The 9,587-nt window shown below is 69.1% G+C and carries 9 protein-coding genes, 1 pseudogene and 2 riboswitches (1 of these 12 running past the window's edge); of the genes and pseudogenes, 1 reads left to right on the top strand and 9 read right to left on the bottom strand.

Features of this window, described 5'->3' with window-relative positions:
* Nucleotides 1-350 (top strand): annotated as a pseudogene (locus RT424_RS16735) (methyl-accepting chemotaxis protein); the annotation flags it as partial.
* A gap of 166 nt (nucleotides 351-516) precedes the next feature.
* Here RT424_RS16735 and cobU read toward each other — a convergent pair.
* Genes cobU through RT424_RS16690 form a run of 9 tightly spaced genes read right to left on the bottom strand, consistent with a single transcriptional unit; the run spans nucleotide 517 to nucleotide 9,046 of the window.
* Nucleotides 517-1,023, bottom strand: a complete 507-nt coding sequence (cobU, locus tag RT424_RS16730; protein ID WP_313440596.1) for a bifunctional adenosylcobinamide kinase/adenosylcobinamide-phosphate guanylyltransferase — start codon at nucleotides 1,021-1,023, stop codon at nucleotides 517-519.
* Nucleotides 1,020-2,495 (bottom strand): cobyric acid synthase, encoded by a 1,476-nt coding sequence (locus tag RT424_RS16725; protein WP_313440594.1) that lies wholly within the window; start codon nucleotides 2,493-2,495, stop codon nucleotides 1,020-1,022. The genes cobU and RT424_RS16725 overlap by 4 nt, the downstream gene beginning before the upstream one ends.
* Nucleotides 2,483-3,445 carry an adenosylcobinamide-phosphate synthase CbiB gene (gene cbiB, locus RT424_RS16720; RefSeq protein WP_313440592.1) on the bottom strand — a complete coding sequence of 321 codons (963 nt, stop codon included), beginning with the start codon at nucleotides 3,443-3,445 and terminating at the stop codon, nucleotides 2,483-2,485. Before cbiB ends, RT424_RS16725 begins: the two co-directional genes overlap by 13 nt.
* Entirely contained in the window at nucleotides 3,445-4,425 is a 981-nt protein-coding gene (locus RT424_RS16715) for a threonine-phosphate decarboxylase (protein WP_313440590.1), read from the bottom strand. The genes cbiB and RT424_RS16715 overlap by 1 nt, the downstream gene beginning before the upstream one ends.
* Entirely contained in the window at nucleotides 4,422-5,153 is a 732-nt protein-coding gene (locus RT424_RS16710; protein ID WP_313440588.1) for an adenosylcobinamide-GDP ribazoletransferase, read from the bottom strand. Before RT424_RS16710 ends, RT424_RS16715 begins: the two co-directional genes overlap by 4 nt.
* Nucleotides 5,150-5,731, bottom strand: coding sequence for a histidine phosphatase family protein (locus RT424_RS16705; protein ID WP_313440586.1), 582 nt, complete (start codon nucleotides 5,729-5,731; stop codon nucleotides 5,150-5,152). The genes RT424_RS16710 and RT424_RS16705 overlap by 4 nt, the downstream gene beginning before the upstream one ends.
* A complete protein-coding gene (cobT, locus tag RT424_RS16700) occupies nucleotides 5,728-6,762 on the bottom strand; it encodes a nicotinate-nucleotide--dimethylbenzimidazole phosphoribosyltransferase (RefSeq protein WP_313440584.1) in 1,035 nt (344 codons plus the stop codon). The genes RT424_RS16705 and cobT overlap by 4 nt, the downstream gene beginning before the upstream one ends.
* Nucleotides 6,759-7,166, bottom strand: coding sequence for a DUF1636 domain-containing protein (locus RT424_RS16695; RefSeq protein WP_313440582.1), 408 nt, complete (start codon nucleotides 7,164-7,166; stop codon nucleotides 6,759-6,761). Before RT424_RS16695 ends, cobT begins: the two co-directional genes overlap by 4 nt.
* Nucleotides 7,166-9,046 (bottom strand): TonB-dependent receptor plug domain-containing protein, encoded by a 1,881-nt coding sequence (locus RT424_RS16690; RefSeq protein ID WP_409521521.1) that lies wholly within the window; start codon nucleotides 9,044-9,046, stop codon nucleotides 7,166-7,168. The genes RT424_RS16695 and RT424_RS16690 overlap by 1 nt, the downstream gene beginning before the upstream one ends.
* Nucleotides 9,047-9,268: 222 nt before the next feature.
* Nucleotides 9,269-9,461, bottom strand: a riboswitch (cobalamin riboswitch).
* A gap of 69 nt (nucleotides 9,462-9,530) precedes the next feature.
* Nucleotides 9,531-9,587, top strand: a riboswitch (cobalamin riboswitch); it runs 151 nt beyond the window's last position.

Here is a 9,587-nt window from a genome sequence, read left to right as displayed (position 1 = left end):
GCGACGTCACCGAAGTCCACACCCTGCTCAGCGACATCGCCAGCGACAACCAGGCCCAGTCCTCGACGATCACCCAGATCAGCGCCACGATCGGCACGATGGACCAGGCCACCCAGCAGAACGCCGCGATGGTGGAGGAAACCTCGGCCGCCGCGCGCAACCTCAACAGCGAAGTCACCTCACTGTCGGATCGCGCCGCGATGTTCCGCACCGGCCGCGAAGGCCTGCGTTCCGGTGCGCCGGCCACGCCGCGCGCGGTGCCTACGGCGCCAGTGACGACGTTCCAGCCCGCCGCGGCCCGTAAGCCGATGAAGGCGCTGGCCACCGCCGACGACTGGATGGACTTCTGAGGTAGCCATAGCACACACGTCGTCCCGGACCTGATCCGGGACCGCTGGCCAAGCCGCGCCTCGCTCGATGGCTAGCGCCTCAAGGCCGACAGCGATCCCGGATCAAGTCCGGGATGACGAAAAAAAGCCGCTCCCTTAACCCGGGAGCGGCTTTTTTCTTGCCACCTTACTTCAAGGTCAGCGGCAATCCCGCGGCGACGAAAACGGCGTGCGTCACCGTCGCCGCGACCTGCTGGTTGAGCCGCCCTGCCTCGTCCCGGAACCGGCGCCCCAGCGGCGTATCGGGAACGATCCCCAGCCCCACTTCATTGGCGACCAGCACAAGCGGCTTCGGACAGGCGGCAATCGCGCGGCAAAGCGCATCGAAGCGAGGCTGCAGCGCCACGTCCACCATCATCAGGTTGGAAAGCCAGAGCGTCAGGCAATCGACGAGCACCGCGTCTGCCTCCTCGGCCGCGCGCTCGATCGCCTCGGCAAGATCCAGCGGCGCCTCACGTGTGGACCATCGGGGGCCACGATCCTCCCGGTGGCGGGCGATCCGCGCCTCCATCTCATCGTCCAGCGCCTGCGCGGTGGCGATATAGACAAGCCGCCCCGGCACCGCTTCCGCAAGCGCCTGCGCATGGCGGCTCTTGCCCGAGCGGGCGCCGCCGAGAACCAGAGTGCAGGTCATGCGCGATACCCCGTGAGGGCCAGCAGGCCGTCGATGTCGAGATGCCGTTCCATCTCGGCTGCCAGTTCGTCCAGCGCGGCATCCACCCCGGCGTGATGATCAAGCCCGTCGCTGTTCCCGCCCAGCCGCGCCAGCAATTCCGCGCGCAGCCCGGTCGAGGCGAGCAGGCCGTGGCAATATGTTCCCATGATCCGCCCGGAGGCGTCGATGGCGCCGTCGGGGGCGCCGTCGGGGGCGCCGTCACGGGGGGCGCCCAGCATGGCGAAATGTGCGGCATCACCCCGCTCGGTAACGCCCATGTGCATCTCGTAGCCGGCCAGTTCCGCCCCCAGCGCCACGCCCGAAACCTCTCGCAGGGCCTTGCGATCTCCCAGCACGGTCGTCACGTCGAGCAGGCCAAGTCCCGCGATCTCCCCCGGCGCGCCCTCGATACCCAGCGGATCGGCGATCGAACGCCCCAGCATCTGGTAGCCGCCGCAGATACCCAGGATCATGCCGCCGCGCCGATGGTGCGCCAGCACGTCGATGTCCCAGCCTTCGGTGCGCAGGAAGGCCATGTCCGCCATGGTCGCCTTGGAGCCCGGCAGGACGACCAGCGACGCCTCGGCAGGGATCGGCGTACCGGGCGGGATCATCGCCACCTCCACCCCGGATTCCTGCCGGAGCGGATCGAGATCGTCGAAATTGGCGATGCGCGGCAGGATCGGACAGGCCACGAGCAACTTGCCCGAACCGCCACCCAACCCGCGTTCGAGCACGACCGCATCCTCGCTCGGCAGGCGACCCACCGCGGCGGTCCATGGCATGACGCCATAGCCCCGCCAGCCGGAAAGCCCCTCGATCGCCGCATAGCCGTCCATGAAAAGCGCCGGATCACCCCGGAACTTGTTGATGAGGAAACCCCGGATCATCGCCGCGTCCTCGGGATCGATCACGGCCCGCGTACCGGCCACGGCGGCGATCACTCCGCCCCGGTCGATATCGCCCACCAGCATCACCGGCACCCCGGCCTCGCGCGCGAAGCCCATGTTGGCGATGTCCCCGGCGCGCAAGTTGATCTCGGCAGGCGAGCCCGCGCCTTCCACCACCACCAGGTCGCAGCGCGCCTCCAGCCGCCGATAACTGGCCATCACTTCGGGCAACAGCGTCCGGCGGGCTTCTCGGAAGTTGGCGCTGCCCAGCGTGCCGCGCACTTCGCCGTGAACCACGAGCTGCGAGGTCCGATCCGCCTGTGGCTTCAGCAGCACCGGGTTCATGTCCACATGGAGCGGTGCCCGCGCCGCCAGCGCCTGCAGCGCCTGCGCCCGGCCGATCTCTCCGCCCTCTGGCGTGACGGCGGCGTTGTTCGACATGTTCTGCGGCTTGAACGGCAGCACGCTGAGCCCACGGTTGGAGAGAGCACGGCACAATCCTGCCACGAGCACGGACTTGCCGACGTCCGAGCCGGTCCCCTGCAACATCAAGCCAGCCATGCCACTCCCGCCTCCACTCCCCCCTCTACGCCCAGCGCGCCAAGCCAGAGCAAGAGGCAGGCCCGGCGATAGATCGTCCGCGCCCGCCGCAAGTCCGCCGTTCCCGCCGAACGGCCCTCCTCCCCGATCCACGGCTTGGAGGCAAGGACTCCGTCGTAGACGATCGGCCCGGCGAGCCGCACGCCCAGCCCTCCCGCCATCGCCGCCTCCGGCCAACCGGCATTGGGCGAGGCATGCCGCGCATGGTCGCGCATCATGACCCGCCAGCCGCCACCGCCTGCAAGGCATAGCAACACGCCCGCCAATCGCGCGGGCACCAGGTTCGCCAGATCGTCGATCCGCGCCGCCGCCCAGCCATAGGCGCGCAGCGGCTCCTCCGGGTGGCCGATCAGACTGTCCGCGGTATTGATCGCCTTGTAGGCCCAGGCTCCCGGAACGCCGCCCACCAGCAGCCAGAACAGCGGCGCCGCCACGCCGTCGCAAAAGCTTTCGGCCAGGCTTTCGATGGCGGCGCTGGCGACGCCCGCCTCGTCCAGCGCGGCGGTATCGCGGCCCACGATCATGCCGACCGCATGGCGCGCCCGAGCAAGGTCGCCCGCCTCCAGCGCCGCGAGCACCGGGCTGACATGATCGTCGAGACTGCGCGCCGCCAGCGCGGGCCAAGCCAACACCGCCAGCGGCAGCCATGCCCAAGCCCCTGCCGACCCGCGCACCAGCCAGACCGCCAGTCCCATGCCCGCCAGCACGGTGCAGATCAGGCCCAGCATGGCGCCGAGCCCGGCGACACGCCGCGCCATGTCCGACCAGTCCGGGCGATTGAGCTTGCGCTCGCAGCCGGAAATCGCCTTCGCGAAAAGCCCTACGGGATGCCCGATCGCATCATAAAGCCGTCCCGGCCAGCCGAGCGCGCCTTCCAGCGCCATCGCGACGCAGGCGACCGGCGCGATCATCACGCTACTCGCCCCAGCGCATCGTCCAGTCTGGCGAGCGCGGCGGGATCGGCTGGCACTCCGAAGCGTACCCAGCCCGGCTGCTCCGAGAAGGGGCGCACGAGAATACGGGCGCGGGCCAACCGCTCGAACAGGGCCTGTCCATCGCAGCCGGTGACGAGCCGGAACAGCGGGCACTCCCCCTCCGCCACCAGGCCATGACGGCGCAACAAAGCGTCCAGCGCTTCGGCGCGGGCCGGCAGTTCGGCCCGCGTCCGGGCGATCCACGCGCTGTCCTCATAGGCAGCGATTCCGAATGAAAGCGCGGCGGCGTGAACCGGCCAGCTTCCCAGCATCTGCCGCAGCAGCAGCATGAGCGCGGGCGGCCCCAGCACGAAGCCCAGTCGCAAACCGGCCAGGCCGAAGAACTTGCCGAAGGACCGCAGGACGATCATCCGGAACCCCGGCGCGACCGCGTGGGCGACGCTGGCCCCTGGGTGACAATCGGCGAAGGCCTCATCGACGATCAGGAACCCACCGGTTTGGTCGATCCGCTCGGCCCATTCGACGACTGCCTCGGGATCGCGCAGCACGCCGTCCGGGTTGTTGGGATTGGCGAAGACGAAAACTTCTCTCTTGCTGGGCTGCTCGCCGAACCGCGCAGGGCGGGAGGGGAAGAAGGCTTCCCGGTGGGTGCGATAGCCCGGCACCAGCGAACGTCCGGGCAGGTCGAGCGCCTTGGCCAGCAGGCGCAGCGCAGTCTCGCTCCCCGGCACCGCGCAGCACAGTTCCGGCGCGACCCCGAAATGGCGCGCGGCGACGGCTTCGAGCCGGGCCAGCGCGTCAGGGTCCGGCAAGGCGGCCCAGTCGATCGTTCCGGTAGCGGGCCATGGCCGGGGGTTGAGCCCGGTCGAAAGATCCAGCCAGTCCTCCGGAGCACCGCCGTAGACCTGCGCCGCCTCGCGCACCCGGCCGCCGTGAAAAACGAAAGCGCCGCTCATCGCGCTGCTACCAGGGCCAGAAGCAGCAGCGTTTCCACCACCTCGATCCCGGCGCCGTGGCCGTCTCCCGAAATACCGCCGATCCTGCGGCGCAGCCACCAGCCCCAGGCAGGTATTGCCACGATCGCGGCCAGCAACGGCGGCGCGACGAGCAGGCCGCAGACGACACCAAGCACAGCCCAGAGGCCGACATGCCACCAGCTTACAGCCTGGCGAAAACGGCTGCCCAGTCCTTCATGCAGCGGCGGTAGCGCCAGGGTCCACACCAGGGGCGCGATGCGCGCCAGCGGTGCCACGAACAGCAGCGCCCACCCCTGATCCGGTGCGAGACCGTGGAGCAGCACCAGCTTGGCCAGAAGTTGCAGGCCGATCGCCACCACCGCGAAACTGCCGGCGTGCGGATCGGCCATGACCGCCGAGAGCCGCGCGCGACGGGTGTCGTCCTTCATGGCCTTGTGCGCCGCGCCTGCGCCGTCCGCCACGTCGCCAAGGCCGTCGAGGTGCAACGCTCCGGTTATCGCCGCCCAGGCCAGGAGCCCGAGCAGCGCCGCCACCCATGCGTCGCCGCTCTGCCCCCCCAGCCACCAGGCCCCGGCGACGGCCGCGCCGACCGCCAGTCCCGCGACCGGAAACCAGCGCATGGATTTCGCGAAATCCTCCGGCTCGGCGCGAACCGCCGGTAGCGGCAGGCGGGTCAGGAACTGAAGGGCCAGCACCAGCCGCTTCATGCCGGCTTTCCACTGTCGAGCGTGATGATCTGCGCGGCGGGCAGCCCATCGCCAGGCCAGACACGCAGGCTGACGAAAGCACCGTAAGGCAATTCGAAGGCCCAGACCTGCCGATGGTCGAAACCGAACAGCACCGACAGTGCAGCGCGCATGGCGCCGCCATGGGTGACGATCAGGCTGGCGCGATCGATCTGGGTGAGTGCATCGCCAACTCGCGCGCAGAGGTGCGACCAGCGCTCGCCGCCCGGTGGCGCGAAAGCCTCCGGATCGTCCCAGAACCGCGCCTGCACGGAAGGGTCGAGCTGATGGGGAGCCAGCCCGTCCCACGCGCCGAAATCGAGTTCTCGCCAGCGCGGGTCCAGATCGTGGCCCTGTCGGCGCATGACCGCAATCTGCGCGGCCGGGATGCTTGACCGGCGCAGATCGGACGACACAACCCGGTCGAAAGCGAGCGTCGTTGCCCGCGTGACACAGCGGGCCACCCCCGCAGGCGTCGGCGCATCGTCGCGATGACCCAGCAGAAGGCCAGGCTGCTGCGGAGCGCCATGGCGCATCAGATGGACGAGGATTCCGCTCACGCGCCCCCGATCCCAGCCCCGACCCCGGCCACAGCTGCTTCCTCGAAAGTGGCCATGCCGCCATGGGCCGCCAGCGCCGAACGCACGATCTGGGCGGCCACCGCCGCGCCGGATCCCTCGCCCAGCCTCATGCCCAGGTTGAGCAGCGGGTCCAGCCCGAAGCGATCCAGCAAACGGGCGTGTCCGGCCTCGGCCGAGCAATGCGCGGCCAGGCAATGCGCCAGGAACGCCTTATTGTCCGCGAACAGGGGCGCCATGGCCGCGCAGGTGATGAAGCCGTCGAGCAGGACCGGCACGCGCAAGTGGCGCGCCGTCAGCACCGCGCCCGCCATGGCCGCGATTTCCCGCCCGCCAAGGAGACGCAGGGTCTCGAAGGCATCCGTGCAATACGGCCCGTGCAGGGCGAGCGCCGCCGTTACCGCTTCGGCCTTGCGCAAGATCCCCGCATCATCGAGGCCGGTGCCGCGTCCCACCCATTCCCCGACTTCGCCCCCGAACACCCGCGCCGCCAATGCCGCGGCGGGCGTCGTATTGCCGATGCCCATCTCGCCCACGAACAACAGGTCGCTGCCTGCCGCCACCGAAGCCGCCCCGGCATTGAGCGCCGCCAGGCACTCCGCCTCGCTCAGGGCGGGCTCTCGGGTGATGTCGCCGGTCGGGCGATCGAGGTCCAGCGGCACCACGGAAAGTTCGGCACCGCACGCGGCCGTCAGGGCATTGATCGCCGCCCCGCCCGCCTCGAAATTGGCGACCATCTGCGCAGTGACTTCGGGCGGATAGGCACTGACCCCGCGCGCAGCGACACCGTGATTGCCCGCGAAAACGACGGCGCGGATAAGCTCCGCGCGCGGACGCTCCCGTCCCTGCCACCCGGCCATGAACACCGCGATGTCCTCCAGCCGCCCCAGCGAACCGGCCGGTTTGGTCAGCCTGGCCTGCCGCCCGCGCGCAGCCTCCGCCGCCTCGCGGTCCGGCGCGGGCAGGTCGGCCAGCGCGGCGACGAAGGCGGCACGGTCCTCTAATCGGATCATGTGCCCACGTATCCTTCGGGCGGTGTCCGGGTGATGAAATGGCCTTTCACGCCCTGCGGCCACTCGCGAAAAGGCACTTGCCCGTGCTCGCTGGCGGCATGGCGCACGGCATATTCAAGGATCGCGCGGGCCGCTTCCCCGTCCGGCGCGAAGTCTCCCAGCACGTAACCGAGCTTGCCCGGCGCGCGGATCGCCACCGTACAATGGCGCTGGCAGGCGAACAGGCAGGCCATTTCCTGGACCGCCACGCCCTGAAGCGCCGTGTCCGAAGCCTGCACCGCGCGCATCGCCTCTGCCAGCCGCGCGCCGCCGCGACGGCCTTCGTCATCCTCACGGGCTTCGGCCGAGTGACGGCAGGTGCTGCACACCACCACCGACGGGCCGGGTTCGACGGGACACAGCATCAGAACCGGCTCCTCAGACCCAGATAGACGGTGCGGCCGAGCGTGCCATAGCCGCTTACGGTCTCATACTTCTCATCGCCCACGTTTTCGATACGTCCTTGAAGAATCAGCCCTTCCCTGACCTGCCACTGCGCGCGCAAGTCCACCAGCCAGTAGTCGTCGAGCGTCGCGGTGCCGGTCGCGGCGTTATAGCTCTCGCCCGAATAGCGCCCGGCGACGCTCGCTCGCAGACCCTGCGGCAAGTCCACGCCCGCTTCGAAGTTGGCCAGGTGACGCGGCACGCGCTGGAGCTGGCGCCCGTAGGTCGCGCTGCCCTCCGTCCGATCCTCGGCCTCGATCCAGCTGTAATTGCCCTCGGCGAAAAGCACACCCCACCGGGCCGAAGCCGCCAGTTCCAGCCCGCGCGCATGGCTGGCCTTGACGTTGGCATAGTAGCCGAAGCGTGAGGTGGTGGTGCCGGGAACATAGCACACATCCGGCAGGGCGCCGCTTGTGGGACAATAGGCGAAATCGATCAGGTTGTCGGTATCGCGCTCGAACCATGTCGCGGAAAGGCGCAGCGCCTCGCCGAAGCCCTGCTCGGCGCCGATTTCCCAGCCCTTGGCCTTTTCCGGCTTCAGGTCGTTCACGCCATACATGCTGAACAGCTGGTAGAGCGACGGGGCCTTGAAGCCCTCGTCATAGCTGGCGCGCAGCACGGTGGCGCCGCCGTTGGGCGTGTAGACGGCGCCCGCGCTGAACACCGTGTTGCCGCCGAAGCGCGATTGGTGGTCGTAGCGCGCACCGCCGCTGACGGTGAGGCCCACGACGGGCGTAACGCGCAACTCGCCATAGACACTGTCCGTATCCGCCTTTTCCGGCGTCAGCACATAGGGCGTGGCGCTGTTCGACGGGGAGGCGGTGGTCATCCGCTGTTCCTCACGCTCGGCGCCGAACACGGCCTGCACCGCGTCGGAGAACGTGTAGGTTCCCTGATACTCGAACCGGCGCACGCGGCCATGGGCATCGAAGGTAATCTGCCGGATCGAGCGGACGGGGTCGTAGTTCTGGCGGTCCGTTTCCGTCTGGAGCACCGCCACGCGGTTCGCCAGCCTGCCGCCGAGCATGGTGAAGTTGAGCCCGGCATAGCCCGACCATTCCTCCGTCCGGCCATAGGCCAGGGAATCGCCCGAAGTGCCGTCGAAATCGTTCTGCGAATCCGACCAGTAGCCCCGCAGGTCGAGCGACACGCCCGGCGCGACACGAAAGGTCAGAGTGCCGCTGGCGGCGCTGCGCTGGTAGCCGTCATCCTCGGTGCCGTTCGATCGAGCCGAAATGCCGTCCGTGGTGAAGCGCGAGGCGGAGAGGCGCCAGTCCACCGCCTCGGACGTGCCGCCCACCCCTGCACGGGCGGACACCGTGTCGTGGGTTCCCGCTTCCACTGCGAAGCTGCCTTCCAGCGGTTCGGTCGGGCGGCGGGTGCGAACGTTGACCACGCCGCCGATGGCGTCACTGCCCCAGAGGATCGATTGCGGCCCGCGCAGGATTTCGATCCGTTCGGCATCGTCTACGAAGAAGTTCGAAAAGCCATATCCGCCTGCGGTCGAGGACGAATCGGACAGGCGCATGCCGTCGATCACCATCACCGACTGCCCGGCGTCAGCCCCCCGGATACGCAGCGAGGTGGTGGTGCCGTAGCCGCCGTTGCGCGAAACGCTGATGCCGGGCGTGCGCAGCAGCATGTCGGTAAGCGCGATGGGTTGAGCGGCTACGATCTGCGCTTCGCCCAGCAAGGTGACGCTATCGGCCACGCGATCGGCGGCGACCGGGGTGCGCAGCGCGCTGACCACGATCCGGTCGGCAGTGGAGGCGTCGGCCGCCTCTTCGGCAGACGCGGCCATGGGATGGAGAGCCAGTGCAAGAACAAGAGTGCTGGCGGCAGAAATTCGGAAGTTCACGGCATATCCTTCAAGCGAGCGTCGAACCCGGCCGCGCTCAACAGGCAGGCGAAGGACATGCGGTCGCGAGACGCGACGACAGGCCCTTTCGCGCCGCTTGCGGGCACGGCAGTGGCTGTCGTTTCGCGAGGAAATGCCCCGTTCGGCCGGCTCACCCTGTCCGGTCGAAGAACGACTGCGACAGGCAGGTCTCCTGGCTCACGGGTCAATGCCGTTTCGGCCGCCTTCTCAGGGATTTGCACCCCCAATGGCGAAATGGCCGCACGGCTCGCCGCTTACAGTTGCAGGGGCAGCCCGGGTCTTGAACCCGCGTTCCCTTTTGATCCCCTCGCGGGGAACCTGTCGCAGGGGCGCCCCTATCGGCTGGCGCTGCGTCGTGCAAGAGGGGGTGCCTGCCGGGCCCTTGCACAGGTCCGCCAAGTGCCATAGTCCAGCCAGTGCAAGGGGTGCCCGCAAGGGCTTAATCGGGAAGTCCGGACCACGG

Source organism: Novosphingobium sp., from assembly GCF_032093395.1.
Lineage (GTDB): Bacteria > Pseudomonadota > Alphaproteobacteria > Sphingomonadales > Sphingomonadaceae > Novosphingobium.
This window is presented reverse-complemented; position numbering and strand designations above follow the sequence as displayed.